This is a genomic window from Kumtagia sp., assembly GCF_059502445.1.
Window position 1 is genome coordinate 1 of record NZ_JCACER010000102.1, and the last position, 15151, is coordinate 15151.

At 66.7% G+C, this 15151-nt stretch carries 15 protein-coding genes and 1 riboswitch; of the genes, 9 read left to right on the forward strand and 6 right to left on the reverse strand.

The window, feature by feature from the left end; genetic code table 11:
• The first annotated feature begins 211 nt into the window (after positions 1-211).
• The gene (locus tag AC5JDC_RS27305) at positions 212-1006 is read left to right on the forward strand and encodes an ion transporter (protein ID WP_495846430.1); all 795 of its coding nucleotides are present in this window, start codon (positions 212-214) and stop codon (positions 1004-1006) included.
• A 35-nt stretch (positions 1007-1041) separates the two neighbouring features.
• Positions 1042-1467: a hypothetical protein gene (locus tag AC5JDC_RS27310; RefSeq protein WP_495846432.1), complete on the forward strand. Its 426-nt coding sequence runs from the start codon at positions 1042-1044 to the stop codon at positions 1465-1467.
• A gap of 440 nt (positions 1468-1907) precedes the next feature.
• Here AC5JDC_RS27310 and AC5JDC_RS27315 read toward each other — a convergent pair whose 3' ends face one another.
• Positions 1908-2996 carry a 2'-deoxycytidine 5'-triphosphate deaminase gene (locus AC5JDC_RS27315; protein ID WP_495846434.1) on the reverse strand — a complete coding sequence of 363 codons (1089 nt, stop codon included), beginning with the start codon at positions 2994-2996 and terminating at the stop codon, positions 1908-1910.
• Between the two features lie 73 nt (positions 2997-3069).
• A riboswitch (SAM riboswitch) is annotated at positions 3070-3147 on the forward strand.
• Positions 3148-3203: 56 nt separating this feature from the next.
• Here AC5JDC_RS27315 and AC5JDC_RS27320 point away from each other — a divergent pair.
• A complete protein-coding gene (locus AC5JDC_RS27320; protein ID WP_495846436.1) occupies positions 3204-4397 on the forward strand; it encodes an O-succinylhomoserine sulfhydrylase in 1194 nt (397 codons plus the stop codon).
• Between the two features lie 73 nt (positions 4398-4470).
• On the forward strand, positions 4471-4863 hold the full coding sequence (gene apaG, locus AC5JDC_RS27325; RefSeq protein WP_495846438.1) for a Co2+/Mg2+ efflux facilitator ApaG/CorD: 393 nt from the start codon (positions 4471-4473) through the stop codon (positions 4861-4863).
• A 214-nt stretch (positions 4864-5077) separates the two neighbouring features.
• Here apaG and AC5JDC_RS27330 read toward each other — a convergent pair whose 3' ends face one another.
• From AC5JDC_RS27330 to AC5JDC_RS27345, 4 genes are all read right to left on the reverse strand, one after another.
• Positions 5078-5704 carry an antifreeze protein gene (locus AC5JDC_RS27330; RefSeq protein WP_106774715.1) on the reverse strand — a complete coding sequence of 209 codons (627 nt, stop codon included), beginning with the start codon at positions 5702-5704 and terminating at the stop codon, positions 5078-5080.
• 267 nt (positions 5705-5971) lie between these two features.
• The gene (locus AC5JDC_RS27335; RefSeq protein ID WP_495846441.1) at positions 5972-6967 is read right to left on the reverse strand and encodes an Hsp33 family molecular chaperone; all 996 of its coding nucleotides are present in this window, start codon (positions 6965-6967) and stop codon (positions 5972-5974) included.
• A gap of 102 nt (positions 6968-7069) precedes the next feature.
• A complete protein-coding gene (argF, locus tag AC5JDC_RS27340; protein ID WP_495846443.1) occupies positions 7070-7987 on the reverse strand; it encodes an ornithine carbamoyltransferase in 918 nt (305 codons plus the stop codon).
• Between the two features lie 13 nt (positions 7988-8000).
• Positions 8001-9188, reverse strand: coding sequence for an aspartate aminotransferase family protein (locus AC5JDC_RS27345; protein ID WP_106774713.1), 1188 nt, complete (start codon positions 9186-9188; stop codon positions 8001-8003).
• Positions 9189-9522: 334 nt separating this feature from the next.
• Between AC5JDC_RS27345 and AC5JDC_RS27350 the strand changes: the two genes are divergently transcribed.
• Complete coding sequence (locus AC5JDC_RS27350; protein ID WP_106774712.1) at positions 9523-10032, forward strand: GcrA family cell cycle regulator; 510 nt, start codon at positions 9523-9525, stop codon at positions 10030-10032.
• A gap of 21 nt (positions 10033-10053) precedes the next feature.
• Here the strand turns inward: AC5JDC_RS27350 and AC5JDC_RS27355 are convergent, their stop codons facing one another.
• Positions 10054-10995 carry a MurR/RpiR family transcriptional regulator gene (locus AC5JDC_RS27355; protein WP_495846445.1) on the reverse strand — a complete coding sequence of 314 codons (942 nt, stop codon included), beginning with the start codon at positions 10993-10995 and terminating at the stop codon, positions 10054-10056.
• A gap of 302 nt (positions 10996-11297) precedes the next feature.
• Here AC5JDC_RS27355 and AC5JDC_RS27360 point away from each other — a divergent pair, with 302 nt between their 5' ends.
• The 4 genes from AC5JDC_RS27360 to AC5JDC_RS27375 all read left to right on the forward strand — a co-directional run.
• Positions 11298-12110, forward strand: coding sequence for an ABC transporter ATP-binding protein (locus AC5JDC_RS27360; protein WP_495846447.1), 813 nt, complete (start codon positions 11298-11300; stop codon positions 12108-12110).
• A gap of 8 nt (positions 12111-12118) precedes the next feature.
• A complete protein-coding gene (locus tag AC5JDC_RS27365; RefSeq protein WP_495846453.1) occupies positions 12119-12967 on the forward strand; it encodes an ABC transporter permease in 849 nt (282 codons plus the stop codon).
• A 64-nt stretch (positions 12968-13031) separates the two neighbouring features.
• Positions 13032-14189 (forward strand): ABC transporter substrate-binding protein, encoded by a 1158-nt coding sequence (locus AC5JDC_RS27370; protein WP_495846449.1) that lies wholly within the window; start codon positions 13032-13034, stop codon positions 14187-14189.
• Positions 14190-14439: 250 nt separating this feature from the next.
• A partial coding sequence (locus AC5JDC_RS27375; protein WP_495846451.1) for a Gfo/Idh/MocA family protein occupies positions 14440-15151 on the forward strand: 712 nt, incomplete at its 3' end.

Sequence of the window (15151 nt, forward strand, 5' to 3'; positions counted from 1 at the left end):
AAGTGTCAACCATGTGCCCGGTCCATAATGTCAAGCATCTGATCGGTTGCACAGGGTGGGGGTATTCTTCATGCGATCGCCCCGTGGCGAGCTTGCCTGTTCCTTCCCACGACGCGCGCCGCCGCCTTTCTGCGCAGCGCCGGAGATCGGCGCTTGACGCGGCAGCCGCCGCTCGCCACATCTGCGGCGCTCCGACACCGTCGAGGATTGTATGAACGCGCTGAAGTCCCTGATCGAATCCCGCCGCTTCGAGCTCGCCATCACGGCGCTGATCCTGCTCAACGCCGTGACGCTCGGGCTGGAGACGTGGCCGGCTGCCGTCGAGCGCTTCGGCGGGCTGCTGGCGGCCATCGACCGGGTGATCCTGGCGATCTTCGTCGCGGAGCTGGCGGCGCGCGCCATCGTCTACCGCGCCGGTTTCTTCCGCGATCCCTGGCGCATCTTCGACCTGTTCGTCGTCGGCATCGCGCTCCTGCCGGCGACCGGCGGCCTGTCGGTGCTGCGGGCGCTGCGCATCCTGCGCGTGCTCAGGCTGATCAGCATCGTGCCGTCGCTCAGGCGCGTGGTCACCGGCTTCATCGCCGCGCTGCCCGGCATGGGCTCGATCGTGCTCTTGCTCGGCCTGGTCTTCTACGTCTTCGCGGTGATGGCGACGAAACTCTACGGCCCGCAGTTCCCGCAGCTGTTCGGCGACGTCGGCGAATCGCTGTTCACGCTGTTCCAGGTGATGACGCTGGAAGGATGGTCGGACGGCGTGGTGCGGCCGGTGATGGAGGTCCATCCCTATGCCTGGCTGTTCTTCATCCCCTTCATCGTCGCCACCTCCTTCACCGTGCTCAACCTGTTCATTGGCGTCATCGTCTCGGCCATGGAGGCCGAGCACGAGGCGGTGGAAACCGCCGAGCGCCAGGCGCTGCAAGACGACCAGGAGAGCATTCTTGCCGAGCTCAAGGCGTTGCGCGCGGAGCTGCGGGAGTTGCGGACGGTATACGAACAAGGACGATAGCGGCGGCATTGCGGGGGAAGGCTATGGCAAGAAGCTTGACGATCTTCGGCGTCGTGCTGAGCACGCTGCTCGCTTCTGCGGTCAATGCATCCGGGGCCGCCCAGTGCAGCAAGGTTTCCTACAAGGCGGGGCGCGCCCAACTCAGCCAATACCTGTCGGGCCAAGGCTATTCGAGCGGGCAAGTCCGGTTTCTGCTGCGCAATGCCGATCAGCAGACCGGTCGTCTTCGGGTGGCTGACCTCAACGCGGGAAGCAAGGCCTGCGGCATCGATTCCGCCCGCGCCCATGTTCTCGGATGCACGCGCAGCATGATGCCTGGGCTGCTTCGGGATTCGAAAGACCTCGATGCGAAGAAAAGCTATCGCCATTGGGGCAGATCGCACCACACCGTGCGGGAGCTGATGTTCATCGGCGGTTTCTATGCATGTCTGGGCTCGGCGAAGGATGCGATGTTTCGCTGATTTGGAGCCGAGGTCGGTGCCGTAGCGCCTTTGGCGGGGTCAGCATATGCTCTTAGACCAGCTAACCGACCACCCGGCTTTGCTCAAGGATGTGGGACTTCCGCACCGCCGGAGCACTTCGCTGGCGTTCCGGCATGGATCCTATGGTCTGCGCGACGGCCTTCGGCCTGCTCCGCCATAGGATGACGAAGAGAGGAGCGTTTCCGCAAATCTTCAACCTTGGCGATTAGCCAACAATATCAATGCATTCGTCATCCTAGGGCGGAGCCGGAGCGCAGCGGAGGCGAAGACCCTAGGATCCATGCCGTACCGGTGGCGGAGAGTGCCGGCGGCGCAGAACTGGGGAGCGTACTCCGAGCTACAGGGCATTGCGCGATCGAACGCTTTGCCGCCCGGTCGCCCTCCGGAAACCAATGGCTGTCCCCTGCGCCACGCCCCGCTCAGCGAAAATGCTTCGACAGCTTCAGGCCCTGCGCCTGGTAGTTGGAGCCGAGGTCGGTGCCGTAGAGCGTCTTCGGCCGCGACAGCATGTGCTCGTAGACCAGCCGGCCGACCACCTGGCCGTGCTCGAGGATGAAGGGCACCTCGTGGCTGCGCACCTCCAGCACGGCGCGGCTGCCAGTGCCGCCGGCCGCCGAATGGCCGAAGCCGGGGTCGAAGAAGCCGGCATAGTGGACGCGGAACTCGCCGACCAGCGGGTCGAACGGCGTCATCTCGGCGGCGTAGGACGGCGGCACGTGCACGGCCTCGCGGCTGACCAGGATGTAGAACTCGTCGGGGTCGAGCACCAGCTCGCCCGGCTCGCCGCGGCGGTAGAGCGGCTCCCAGAAGTCGAACACATCGTGGGCGGCGCGCTTGTCGACGTCGACGATGCCGGTGTGGTGCTTGCCGCGATAGCCGACCAGGCCGTTCGCGTCGCCCATCAGGTCGATGGACAGCGCGATGCCGCTGCCCGAAATGTTCGGCTCCTCGGCGGCGACCAGCGTCTCGGTGTCGTGCAGCATCTGCAGCGAGAACTCGCCGATCACCGCATTGCCCTTGCGGAAGCGGATCTGCGACAGGCGCGAGCCGGCGCGCACGACGATCGGGAAGGTGCGCGGGCTGACCTCCAGCCACAGCGGCCCGGCATAGCCGGTGGCGATCTTGTCGAACTCCTGGCCGAAATCGGTCATCACCCGGGTGAAGATGTCGAGGCGGCCGGTCGAACTCTTCGGGTTGGCGGAGGCCGCGACGTCGGCGGGCAGCTTCAGGCTCTCCAGCAGCGGCACGATGTAGACGCAGCCGGTCTCCAGGACCGCCCCGTTGCTGAGGTCGATCTCGTGCAGCTTCAGCCGGGCGAGCTTGTCGGCGACGCGATGCTCGCGCCCCGGCAGGAAGCTGGCGCGCACGCGGTAGGCTTTTTCGCCGAGGCGCAGGTCGAGGCTGGCCGGCTGGATCTGGTCGGCGTCGAGCGGCCGGGCGGCGGCCAGAGCGCCGCCGTGGAACAAGGCTGCGATCTGGTGATCGGCTAATATTCCCTCTTCGCGCACGGCCGGCTCCGGTTGGACATCCTGCTTTAGCCAACCGCATGATTGACGCAAGCGTGTGGCGGGTTTATGGGGAGGTTTATCCCGTGGTGATTTGGCCGGTCGGCTTGCAGCCACGTTAAACAAGTCGCTAAAGGACCGTCGGGCCGCCAAGGCCATATGGACCGGTTGCGACGTCGCGGCCGGTTTTTTGTTTTTTGGGGAACGCCCATGACGCATGACGCTGAACGCGACTGGAAGCCGGCGACGAGCCTCGTCCACGGGGGCACGCTGCGCTCCGACCACGGCGAGACGTCGGAGGCGATCTTTCTCACCCAGGGTTATGTCTACGAAAGCGCCGAAGCCGCCGAAGCCCGCTTCAAGGGCGAGACGCCGGGCTTCATCTATTCGCGCTACGCCAATCCCACCGTCGACATGTTCGAGAAGCGCATGTGCGCGCTGGAAGGCGCCGAGGACGCGCGCGCCACCTCGTCGGGCATGGCCGCCGTCACCTCGGCGATCCTGTGCGGCCTTCGCGCCGGCGACCACATCGTGGCGGCGCGCGCGCTGTTCGGCTCGTGCCGCTGGGTGGTGGAGACGCTGGCGCCGCGCTACGGCATCGAGGCGACGCTGGTCGACGGCACGGACATCGCCAACTGGCACAAGGCGGTGCGGCCGAACACAAAGCTGTTCTTCCTGGAAAGCCCGACCAATCCGACGCTGGAGGTGATCGACATCGCCGCGGTGGCGAAGCTCGCCAACGAGATCGGCGCGCGGCTGGTGGTCGACAACGTGTTCGCCACGCCGCTGCAGCAGAAGCCGCTGCAGCTCGGCGCGCATGTCGTCGTCTATTCCGCCACCAAGCACATAGACGGGCAGGGCCGCTGCCTCGGCGGCGTCATCCTCTCCGACAAGAAGTGGATCGACGAGAACCTTCACGACTATTTCCGCCATACGGGCCCCAGCCTGTCGCCGTTCAACGCCTGGACGCTGTTGAAGGGGCTGGAGACGCTGCCGCTCAGGGTGCGCCAGCAGACCGAGAGCGCCGCAAAGATCGCCGACTTCCTGGCGGAGCGCCCGGAAATCGCCCGGGTCATCTATCCCGGCCGCGCCGACCATCCGCAGGCCGACGTGGTGAAGCGGCAGATGAGCGGCGGCTCCACTTTGATCTGCATCGAGCTGAAGGGCGGCAAGAAGGCGGCCTTCGCCTTCCAGAACGCGCTGAAGATCGTGCTGATCTCCAACAATCTCGGCGACGCCAAGAGCCTGATCACGCACCCGGCGACGACCACGCACAAGAACCTAACCGACGAGGCGCGGGCCGAGCTCGGCATCGGCCCCGGCACGGTCAGGCTGTCGGTCGGGCTGGAGGATGCCGGCGACCTTGTGACCGACATCGAGCGGGCGCTGAAGGCGGCGGCATAGGCCTCCCGGACCCAAAGGACGGGTTGACCTCGCCGTCTTCAAGGTTGATCCTGACGGCGTTATGGAGCGCATCATGTACCGGACCATGACGCACGACATCGAAGTGAGCGTCGAGCCCTTCTACCTGGCCGACCGCTCCGACCCCGAGGCGGGCCGCTACGTCTGGGGCTACCGCGTCACCATCGACAACCAGTCGGACGAGCACGTGAAGCTCCTGTCGCGCTACTGGCACATCACCGACGGAACCGGCCGCGTCGAGGAAGTGCGCGGGCCGGGCGTGGTCGGCGAGCAGCCGGAGCTCGATCCGGGCGACAGCTACCAGTACATGTCGGGTTGCCCGCTCTCGACGCCGTCCGGCATCATGGTCGGCCGCTACACCATGCGCAACGCGCGCGGCGACACGTTCGACGTCGCCATTCCGGCTTTTTCGCTCGACCTCCCGGATGGGAGGCGCACGGTGAATTGAGGAATAAGCGCCGGGGACAGTTTACTTTTTTCGGCCCGCGCGACTTCTGAACCGCTGCGGCTTTCTGCCGAAAGAAAGTAAACTGTCCCCTGAGCCAAGCCTGCGAACGCGTCAGGGTTTCTGACGCTCGAACACGCCGAGTTCGATCGAAGGCACTGCGTCGACGTCCTGCAAGGCTTGCGCTTCGAGGAAGCCGCGCCGGCGCCGGGTGGCGTCACCCCTTCAGCCTGGTGTTGCAGAGGCTGTAGTAGCCGCCGCCCTTCTGCACCCATTTCAGACCGCCGAGCGTGTCGTTGGTCTTGTTGGCGTAGTATGCGTCGAGGCAGGTACGCATCCGTGCCTTTGCCGGCGTCTCGCCAGCATATTTTGCCGGGACGCCGCGCGGGAAGGTCACGCCGCGCGGGGCCGCGAAGTTGACCGGGGCCGGCTCCGCCGCGCCGTCGGTGCTGAGCGCTACCGGATCGGATCCGGGGCCGCATTCGGCCTTGCGGAAATCGTTCCATTTCAACCCCGTCACGCCGGCTTCCTGCGCGCCCTTGTACTTGGTGCTGCACTCGGTCATCGTCAGGCCCTTGGCCTCTTGCATGGCGGCGGCAGCGGCGGGCTTTACGCTGGAAGTCTTCAGCTTGTTCTCGACTGGCGGAGCGATTGCCGCCTCGTCGTCCGACCCGCATTGGGACTTGCGGAAATCGTTCCATTTCACGTCGCCGAGCGTACCAGCTTCCTTTGCGGCGTTGTACTTGGCGCTGCATTCCTGCATCGTCAGCGCATTGGCAGGGGCGGCGAGGAACGCGGCGGCCGCGGCGAGGCCGGCCAGGGCGGCGAGACGGGCAACAGGCATCGAAGTGCTCCGTTGATGAGAAGCACAAACGATATCAAAGGTTTGCGCCAGCGAAAGCGCTCACTCGCGTCAAGCTTAACGGTGATTGAGCGGGTGAATTACACTTCTCGTCAAATACCGGGCATGCCAAGCCGTCCGGCCCGGGCGGCAATGCCGCACTCGCTCGTCCTGAATCTCACCGGCACCCACGCAGCCTTCGAGAAGCTGCGCGAGTGCCAAGCCGCCCAGTCGTAGCGGGCGATACGCCCCGGACGGCTTGGTGGGCCTTCACGCCTCCGCCGAAGAAAACTCCGACGGCTGGAACGCGTAGCCCTTCGAGCAGAACTCGCAGTTGACGCGGATCACGCCGTCCTCGACGGACTCCTCGATTTCCTCGGCGGTGAAGCCGGCGAGGATGCCGCGGATGCGCTCTTCCGAGCAGGAGCAGCGGTCCTCGACCGCCGTGCCCTCGAAGACGCGCACGCCGTGCTCGTTGAAGAGCCGGTAGAGCAGCCGCTCGGATCCGACCTTCGGGTCGAGCAGTTCCTCGTGCTCCACGGTGGCGACCAGCGCCAGCAGCTCCTGCCAGGCGGCGTCCGCGACTTCCTGCGGCGAAGCGAGCGGATCGCCGTCGCCGCCGGGAAGGTCCGGCGCGTGCCTGCGCTCGGCCGACTTCGGCAGAAACTGCGCCAGCAGCCCGCCGGCCCGCCAATGCTCGCGGCTGCCGCCCTCGCCGGGCAGCACCAGCTTGCCGACCGACAGCTTCACGTCGGTCGGGATCTGCTCGGACTGGCGGAAGTAGGCCTTCGCCGCCTCCTGTAGGCCGGTGCCGTCGAGGGCCACGATGCCCTGGTAGCGCTGCGTGTGGTCGCCCTGGTCGATGGTGAGCGCCAGCACGCCGGCACCCAGCAGCTTTTCCGGCGCATCCTCGCCGGCGGCGATCGCCGCGGCCAGCCGTTCCTCGTCGAAACGCGCATAGGCGCGCAGCGACGACGGCGTCGCGAAGTCGGCGACGACCATGTCGACCGGCCCGTCGCTGCGCGTCTGCAGGATGAATTTTCCGTCGAACTTCAGCGACGTGCCGAGCAGCACGGTGACCAGGCAGGCCTCGGCGACCAGCCGCGCCACCGGCTCGGGATAGGCGTGGCGGGCAAGAATCCGGTCGAGCATGGCGCCGAGCTGGACGACGCGGCCGCGCACGTCGAGCGCCTCCACCTCGAAGGGCACCACGTCGTCGTCGCCGGCAAAGCCGATCTCGCCGAGCCTGCGCTGCTTGTCCGTCATCGCACCAAATCCCTTGGCCATGCGGTGCCGGTCATGGCCGCCGCAGGCATTGCGTTCACTTTCGGGGTGATGCCGCAGAGATAGGCGCGCCGGCGAGACCGTTCAAGCGCGCAGGCACCAGGCGAGCACCGCCTTCTGGGCGTGCAGCCGGTTCTCGGCCTCGTCGAACACCACCGAATGCGGCCCGTCGATCACCGCGTCGGTGACCTCCTCGCCGCGATGCGCCGGCAGGCAGTGCATGAACAGCGCGTCGGGCCTGGCCCGCTGCATCAGCCGCTCGTTGACCTGGTAGGGCAGGAACACGTTGTGGCCGCGGGCGCGGTGCTCCTGGCCCATCGACACCCAGCAGTCGGTGACGACGCAGTCGGCGTCCTCCACCGCCTCCTCGGCCGAGCGGGTCAGGCGGATGTCGCCGCCATTGGCCTTGCTCCAGTCGACATATCGGTCCGCCGGTTCGCTGCCTTCCGGCACGGCGATGCGCAGGTTGAAGTCGAAGCGGGCCGAGGCTTCCAGCAGCGAATGCAGCACGTTGTTGCCGTCCCCGACCCAGGCAAAGGTCTTGCCGGCGACCGGGCCGCGATGCTCCTCGAAGGTCATGATGTCGGCCATGAGCTGGCAGGGATGGGTGTCGTCGGTCAGCCCGTTGATCACCGGCACGGTGGCGTTCTCGGTGAGCTCCAGCAGCCGCTCGTGCTGGGTGGTGCGGATCATGATGGCGTCGACATAGCGCGACAGCACTTTTGCGGTGTCGGCGATGGTCTCGCTGCGGCCGAGCTGCATCTCGGTGCCGGTCAGCATGATGGTCTCGCCGCCGAGCTGGCGCATGCCGACGTCGAAGGAGACGCGGGTGCGCGTCGACGGCTTGTCGAAGATCATGGCGAGCACCTTGCCGTCCAGCGGGCGCGAGCGGCGGCCGGCCTTGATCTCGGCCTTGCGGGCGCCGGCGTCGGTCAGCATGGAGCGCAGCTCCGCCGCCGGAACGGCCGACAGGTCGGTGAAATGCCTGATGTCGCTGGTCATGGGCGCCGTCCCGTCACGCGGCGGCAGACGTGGACAGCCGGGCGGCGGCGGCGCGGATGCGGCCGAGCGCGTCTCGGATCTCCTCGTCGCCGACGATCAGCGGCGGCAGCAGGCGCACGACGTTGTCGCCCGCCGGGACGGTGAGCAGCTTCTCGTCGCGCAGCGCCGCCGACACTTTGGCGTTGGGCTGGCGGCACTTGATGCCGAGCAGCAGGCCGGCGCCGCGCACCTCCTCGATCACCTCGGGGAACTCGTCGGCGAGTCCGGCCAGCCCCTGCTTGAACAGCAGCGCCTTGCGCGCGACCTCGTCGAGGAAACCGTCCGCCAGCACCACGTCGAGCACGGCGTTGCCGACCGCCATGGCGAGCGGATTGCCGCCGAAGGTGGTGCCGTGCACGCCGGGCGTCATGCCGGAGGCCGCGTCGTCGGTCGCCAGGCAGGCGCCCATCGGAAAACCGCCGCCGATGCCCTTGGCGATCGCCATCAGATCGGGCGCGACGCCGGCGCGCTCATAGGCGAACAGCTTGCCGGTCCGGCCGATGCCGCACTGCACCTCGTCGTAGACGAGCAGCAGGCCGTGCTGGTCGCACAGCTCGCGCAGGCGCTTCAGCATGGCTGTCGGCACCTCGCGCACCCCACCCTCACCCTGCACCGGCTCGATCAGGATCGCCGCCGTTTCGGGCCCGATCGCCTTCTCCAGGGCTTCCATGTCGCCGAACGGAACCTGATCGAAGCCGTCCACCTTGGGGCCGAAACCTTCCAGATATTTCGCCTGGCCGCCGGCGGCGATGGTCGCCAGCGTCCGGCCGTGGAAGGCGCCCTCGAAGGTGATGGTGCGGAAGCGCTCGGGATGGCCGGAGACATACTGGTAGCGGCGCGCCGTCTTGATGGCGCATTCCAGCGCCTCGGCGCCGGAATTGGTGAAGAACACCTTGTCGGCGAAGCTGTTGGCCACAAGCCGCTCGGCCAGCCGGCGCTGGCCCGGGATCTCGTATAGATTGGAGACGTGCCAGAGCTTCTGCGCCTGCTCGGTCAGCGCGCTTACCAAAGCGGGGTGGCTGTGGCCCAGCGAGTTGACGGCGATGCCGCCGGCGAAGTCGAGATATCGCTGTCCGCGCTCGTCGATCAGCCAGCATCCCTCGCCGCGCTCGAACGACAGGGGAGCGCGGGCGAAAGTCTCGAAAAGCGCCGATCCGCTCATGGGCATGCGTCCTCGAAGAAATCAAAAAAGCCGCCAAAACGGCGGCCTCGCCGAGCATATTGGAGTTTTCGGCCGTGAAGTCAACGGAAACGTCGGCCGCAGTGGAGTCGGCCGTTCCGCCAACTTGTCGGCAAGTTGGGGAAAACCCAATTTTCTGATTCGTGTTGCATGACGGACTCTTGTCACGGAGTCAGTCAATACGGTACTTAAAGACTACGAGATAGCTAGATTTCGTGCGGCGGCCTACCCACACATATATATGTGGTGTCGACCCGGCGGTGGCCGGGGTGTTGACGGATTCGGACGCCCGCACGGGCGGCGCAGGAGCAAGACCATGATTTGGACGGACGAGCGTGTCGAGACCCTCCGAAAGCTATGGGCCGAGGGATTGAGCGCCAGCCAGATCGCAGCCCAGCTTGGCGGGGTCAGCCGCAACGCGGTGATCGGCAAGGTCCACCGCCTGAAGCTGTCGGGCCGCGGCCGCACGCAGACGGCCACCCCGCGGCAGAAGAAGCCCGCGCAGCCGACGGTCAAGGCGCCGCGCCCGGCCCCCGCGCCGCGGCCCGCTCCCTCCTCGTTCGGCGCCACCGCCCTGCAGACGCAGTTCGACGCCGAGCCGCTGGTGCGCGAGCGCGTCCGCAACGAGGAGAACGTCGTCGTTCCGATCTCGCGCAACCTGCAGCTCATCCAGCTCAACGAGCGGACCTGCAAATGGCCGATCGGCGATCCGCTGGCCGAAGGCTTCCACTTCTGCGGCAACGACTGCGCCGAGAACGGGCCCTATTGCCGCTACCATGCGCGCATCGCCTTCCAGCCGGCCTCGGAGCGGCGGCGGGTGCGGTAGGCATTCTCCCGGCGGCGTGCGTCAATCCCCCAGCGGCTCCATCTCCTTGCCGGCGCGGTGCAACTGGATGGTGTACTTGATGCGCCGCAGCGTCTCGCGCGCCGGGGCGTCGAGCTTGTAGCCGGCGGCCACCGCCATCAGGTCGACGATCGCCAGGAAGGCGTAGCGCGACGCCGTCGGCTTCAGCGTGTCCGGATATTCGGGGATCGATGCGGTCAGGCGGACGTCGCAGGCCCGCGCCAGCTCCGTGTCGGGCGCCGTCACGCCGATGGCGGAGGCGCGGTAGTGTTTCGCCAGCTCGACCGCCTCGATGACCTCGCGCGTGCGCCCGGTGGCCGAGATGGCGATGACGAGGTCGCCCGGCTTCAGCGTCGAGGCGGTCATGCGCATGAGGTAGGGGTCGCTGTGGGCGCTGACGGTGACGCCGTAGCGGAACAGCCGGTACTGCGTCTCCTGCGCCAATGCGGAGGAACTGCCGCCGAGGCCGAACACCGCGACCTGGCGCGCCCTGGCGATCAGCTCGGCCGCCTTCTGCAGCTCGGCCGGGTCGAGCTGCCGCTCGACCTCGTGCAGCGCCCGCTGCGCCTCACCGAACACGGCGCTCCAGAACGGCATGCCGTTATCGCTGCCGGCGGTGGCCGGCGGCTTGGCGAGATAGAGCGAGCCGACCACCAGGCTCTGCGCCAGCTTCAGCTTGAAGTCGCGCACGCCGTCGCAGCCGATGGCGCGGCAGAAGCGGGTGACCGTCGGCTCGCTGACGCGCGCCCGCGCGGCCAGCGCCGCGTTGGAGGCGTCGACCGCGAACTGCACATCGTCGAGCACGACGTCCGCCACGCGACGCTCCGCCGGTCGAAGATCGGCGTAGGAATCCTTCACCTGCGAGATGATGTCGGGAATGCGCGGCGCGTGGCCGGGCGCGGCGTCGCTTGCGCTCCGCCGGACATCGCCTTGAGCTTCGGTCATCGGTGCGCCTCGTTCATTGCCGCGCGTGTCGCGCCGTTGCCGAGCCCTACCATGTCCGGCCGTGAACGTCGCGGTGGCGTGAAGGGACGGTAGCGTATGGCGCCGTTGCGCAATCAGTATGTAGGAAAGTAACATGTTTTTCAAGGAACGGATAGGGACGCAAAATCAATCGGATAATAGATATCGTGGGGCCGTGCGCGTCGCGGCGCCGGTTGGCGCCTTGACAGGCAAGTAGGATAGTTACACACTGATTTTCGCGGACGGACGATCCATGAGGTCGTCGCGCATTCTCCGAGGGGCGGATGAACACGGGCGATGCAAAGACCCCGAAGCTTGGCGTGCGGGAAGCGACCAAGATCTACCACACGGCGTCGGGCGACCTGCTGGCGCTGGACCGCTGCACCCTCCACGTCGCCGCCAACGAGATCGTCTCGGTCGTAGGCCCGTCCGGCTGCGGCAAGACCACGCTGCTGTGGTCGATGTCCGGCCTGCACGGCCTTTCGGACGGCGAGATCCTGCTCGACGGCAAGCCGATCACCGGCCCGCATCCCGACATCGGTCTTGTCTTCCAGGAAGCCAATTTGCTGCCCTGGCGCAATCTCGACGCCAACATCAATTTTCCCTTCGAGATCAAGGGCGAGAAGCCCGACCGCGCCTGGATCGCGCATCTGCTCGACCGCGTCGGCCTCGACGGCTTTGGCGGAAAATTCCCGCGCGAGCTGTCCGGCGGCATGCAGCAGCGCGCCGCCATCGTGCGGGCGCTGTCGCTGAAGCCGTCGGTGCTCTTGATGGACGAGCCGTTCGGCGCGCTCGACAGCTTCACTCGCGACGAGATGAACCGGCTGGTCGAGGAGATCTGGCTGGACGCGCCCACCACCATCGTCTTCATCACCCATTCGATCGAGGAGGCGATCTTCCTGTCCGACCGGGTGATCGTGCTGTCGCCGCGGCCGGGGCGGGTGGCGAAGGAGTATCCGGTGCCGTTCCCGCGGCCGCGCTCGATGGAGATCATGGCGACCAAAGAGGTCTTCGATCTCACCAACGCCATCAAGATGGACATCGTCGGCGGCCGTACCGGCACCAAGGCGCGCCGGCCGGCCGAAACCGCGGCTTGAGGGACGCGATCGTGAGCAGCGACGCCATTCCGGAGTTCCACAAGGCCAAGGCGGGCGACGGGCGGGACGTCAGCCTGACCAACCTTTCCGCCTTCTCCGGCGGGCCGGGCGTGAAGTCGGGCCGCGAGGTCGCGGCCATCGTCGCGGTGGCGGTGATCGTCATCGGCGGGCTGGAGTTCGCGTTGCGTTTCTTCGAAGTGCCGCAATACATCATGCCGCCGCCCAGCCTGATCGCCTGGGCGCTGTTCGACGAGTTCCCGCTGATCGCGCCGCATCTCGGCTACACGCTGGTGGAGCTGCTGTCCGGCTTCGCCATCGGCGCAGTCGTCGGCCTCATCCTGGCGGCGGTGGTGACCCAGTTCCCCTTCGCCGAAAAGATCGTCGCACCCTACATCCTGCTGCTCGTCACCACGCCGATGCTGGCGCTGGTGCCGCTGCTGATCCTGCGCTTCGGCTTCGGCTACACGCCGCGCATCATCGCCGTGGCGCTGGCCGCCGGGCCGATGGTGATGATCAACGCCGCCACCGGCTTCCGCCGCGTCGACAGCGCCAAGATCGCGCTGGCCCGCTCCTATGGCGCGAGCACCTTGCAGATCTTCTGGAAGATACGGGCGCCGATGGCGCTGCCGATGATCCTGGTCGGGCTGATGATCGGCGCGATCTTCGGCCTGCTGACGGCCGTCGGCGCCGAGATGGTGGGCGGCGGCTTCGGTCTCGGCAACCGCCTCACCACCTATTCCTCGATGATCCAGATGCCGCAGTTCTTCGCCGTGGTGCTGATCCTCTCCATCCTCGGCATCCTGATCTACGTGCTGTTCTTCCTGATCGGGAAGAAATGGGCGAGCTGGGAGGCCTGAGCGACAGGAGCCACCGGCGCGAAGAAGACAAGAACACGAGCGTCAACGACAATGGGAGAATGACATGACGAGACCTTTTGCCGGCGGGATGAGCCGCCGCTATTTCCTGCAGGTGACCGGCACCGGCATGTTGACCGCCACCGCGCTCGGCACTTCCGGCCTGTTCGGCCGCGCCGAGGCGGCTCCCTACGAAAAATTCACCTGGATATCGCCGCGCGGCACGCTCGAGGTGCTCGACGACTATCCCTACTGGGCGGCCAAGAAGGCAGGCTATTTCGGCGACCTCGACACCGACATGCAGCCCGGCCCGTCGGACGGCACGGCGACGGTCAAGTTCGTCGACGTCGGCCAGGCCGACATGGGCTTTCCGTCGCCCGGCGTGTTCTCCTTCGCCCTCCAGAACGGCATGAAGCTGAAGTCCGTGTTCCACATGGGCGCGCGCGACACCTTCTCGATCGCCTTCCGCAAGGGCGAGGGCATGACGGACCTCAGGGGCCTCGAGGGCAAGACGATGCTGCTCGGCTCGGCCGCCTGGCAGGCCATCACCGATCCGATGCTGGCCGCCCAGGGCGTCGACGTCAGCAAGGTGAAATATGTCGAGGCCGGCTGGCCGACCTGGGGCACGGCGCTGGCCGGCGGCCAGGGCGACGCGGCGCTGTCCTGGGAGGGCCTGCGCGCCGAATGGATCGCCACCGGCCTGAAGTTCGACTACTGGCTGGGCGTGCAGAAATCCAAGCTGCCGGCCAACACCTTCGTCGTGCGCGCCGCCGATCTGGAGGACCCGGACAAGAAGGCTTTCCTGGAAAAATACCTGCGCGGCTGGGCGATGGGCCTCGAATTCGGCCACCAGAACCCACGCGCGGCGGTCGAAGCCGTGTTCGAGCAGTTCCCGGCCTTTGCCAAGAACACGGGACCCGAACTCGGCACCACCTCGCTGCTCCAGCAGGACAACGTCTTCCGCGGCGACATGGACAAGCGCGAGGGCTGGGGCTCGCACGACATGGCGAGCTGGCAGAGCTTCTTCGACCTGACCCTGAAGCTCGGCCAGATCAAGGAGGCGGTGAAGGCCGAGGACGTCTGCACCAACGAGCTGATCAAGGCTGCCAACGATTTCGACCACGCCAAGGTTAAGGCCGACGCCGACGCCTACAAGCTGAGCGACGCGTTCGCGGCGATCGACGTCGAGAACGTGCGGGCGCACATGTTCGACGACGCGGTGTGATCGGAGCGCTGAAGCGGCACTGATGTCTGGCGGCTCGGTTGGTGCCTCTTCGCACCCCCTCTGTCCTGCCGGACATCTCCCCCGCAAGGGGGGAGATTGGCCGTCACCTCGGATTTCGCCAGCCGTCGGCGGTGCAGCCTGGGCGCCGGCAAAGCGGCCAGCCGATCTCCCCCCTTGCGGGGGAGATGTCCGGCAGGACAGAGGGGGGTGCGAAGAAGCACCGGAACTATAGCGCTATCGGGAGGGCACCATGCCTGACAAAGTCAAAATCCTCGTCGTCGGCCTCGGCAACATGGGGGCGTCGCACGCCAGCGCCTATCATCGCAATCCCGGTTTCGAGATCGTCGGGCTGATGAGCCGTTCGATCAAAGCCAAAAGGATCCCGGACGAGCTGAAGGGCTACCCGCTCTACGAGGATTACGACCAGGCGCTGAGGGAGGCCAAACCCGATGCGGTGTCGATCAACTCCTGGCCGAACACCCATGCCGAATACACGCTGAAGGCGTTCGACGCCGGCTGCCACGTGTTCATGGAAAAGCCGATCGCCACCAACATCGAGGACGCCGAGAAGGTGGTGGCCGCGGCGCGCGCCAGGAACAAGAAGCTGGTGCTGGGCTACATCCTGCGCGTCCATCCATCCTGGATCAAATTCATCGAGATGGGCCGGACGCTCGGCAAGCCGCTGGTGATGCGGCTCAACCTCAACCAGCAGTCGAGCGGCCCGGCCTGGCACTGGCACAAGAACCTTATCGACTCGCTGATCCCGATCGTCGACTGCGGCGTGCATTATGTCGACGTGATGTGCCAGCTCACCGGCGCCAAGCCGGTGCGGGTGCACGGCATCGGCGCAAAACTGTGGGCGGAGGCCGACAAGGACAATTACGGGCACCTGCACGTCACCTTCGACGACGGCTCGGTCGGCTGGTACGAGGCCGGCTGGGGCCCGATGATGAGCGAGGTCG

Bases quoted from the DNA above. Each gene is read 5' to 3' on its own strand.
- AC5JDC_RS27305 (WP_495846430.1), top strand. From the start codon at position 212: ATGAACGCGCTGAAGTCCCTGATCGAATCCCGCCGCTTCGAGCTCGCC.
- AC5JDC_RS27320 (WP_495846436.1), top strand. From the start codon at position 3,204: ATGACGCATGACGCTGAACGCGACTGGAAGCCGGCGACGAGCCTCGTC.
- apaG (WP_495846438.1), top strand. From the start codon at position 4,471: ATGTACCGGACCATGACGCACGACATCGAAGTGAGCGTCGAGCCCTTC.
- AC5JDC_RS27330 (WP_106774715.1), bottom strand. From the start codon at position 5,704: ATGCCTGTTGCCCGTCTCGCCGCCCTGGCCGGCCTCGCCGCGGCCGCC.
- AC5JDC_RS27335 (WP_495846441.1), bottom strand. From the start codon at position 6,967: ATGACGGACAAGCAGCGCAGGCTCGGCGAGATCGGCTTTGCCGGCGAC.
- argF (WP_495846443.1), bottom strand. From the start codon at position 7,987: ATGACCAGCGACATCAGGCATTTCACCGACCTGTCGGCCGTTCCGGCG.
- AC5JDC_RS27345 (WP_106774713.1), bottom strand. From the start codon at position 9,188: ATGAGCGGATCGGCGCTTTTCGAGACTTTCGCCCGCGCTCCCCTGTCG.
- AC5JDC_RS27350 (WP_106774712.1), top strand. From the start codon at position 9,523: ATGATTTGGACGGACGAGCGTGTCGAGACCCTCCGAAAGCTATGGGCC.
- AC5JDC_RS27355 (WP_495846445.1), bottom strand. From the start codon at position 10,995: ATGACCGAAGCTCAAGGCGATGTCCGGCGGAGCGCAAGCGACGCCGCG.
- AC5JDC_RS27360 (WP_495846447.1), top strand. From the start codon at position 11,298: ATGAACACGGGCGATGCAAAGACCCCGAAGCTTGGCGTGCGGGAAGCG.
- AC5JDC_RS27370 (WP_495846449.1), top strand. From the start codon at position 13,032: ATGACGAGACCTTTTGCCGGCGGGATGAGCCGCCGCTATTTCCTGCAG.